General features: G+C 49.2%; 1 protein-coding gene. It reads left to right on the top strand.

Going from position 1 to position 648, the window contains the following annotated elements:
• Positions 1-588 (top strand): OmpA family protein (locus tag JS40_RS00055; RefSeq protein ID WP_034257577.1); only part of this gene is annotated, 588 nt, incomplete at its 5' end.
• Positions 589-648 lie beyond the last annotated feature (60 nt).

Below are 648 nucleotides of genomic sequence, written 5' to 3'. Positions count from 1 at the left end.
GGTGCAGAGGTGACGCTTTTGGATGGTAACAATACAGTGGTGGAACAGGTGATCGTTGGTCAGGATGCTGCTTATAGTTTTACGGCCGACTGTGAGAAGCAATATTCGATACGGGGTAGCAAGCCTCAGTATGCTCCTTATGAGAAGGTGATCCTCACGCCCGCCGAATCGGGGAGGGTGGAAGTTCCTGTGCCGTTGGCATTGATCGATCCGTGTCCTCCAAATGATCTAGGTTGTCGATTAAAGCTTGAACCGATCTATTTTGATCTGGACCGTTATAACATTCGTCCCGATGCTGCTGTGGAGCTGGCCAAGATCTTGGCAGCGATGCGTCAGTACCCGGAGCTTGTCATCCACATAGAATCGCATACAGACTCACGTGCTTCGTTCAAGTATAACGAACGACTCTCTGAGAATCGTGCGCAGTCGACCCTAAACTGGTTGGTGGAGCGAGGTATTAGTAAGAGTCGATTAACGGCTAAGGGATATGGGGAGCGGCAGCTCACCAACCGATGTTCGGACGGGGTGGAGTGTACCGAAGAGGAGCACCAGCTCAACCGCCGATCGATGTTCATTATACAGAACTAACAACACTGTCTTACAAGAAACAAAAGCGTTCAAAATCACTTTGAACGCTTTTTGTTTTTA

Origin of the sequence: Altibacter lentus (genome assembly GCF_000746845.1) — a bacterium.
In the GTDB taxonomy this organism is placed as follows: Bacteria; Bacteroidota; Bacteroidia; order Flavobacteriales; family Flavobacteriaceae; genus Altibacter; species Altibacter lentus.
The sequence above is the reverse complement of the archived record's forward strand: the minus strand, read 5'-3'. Positions and strand labels throughout refer to the sequence as shown.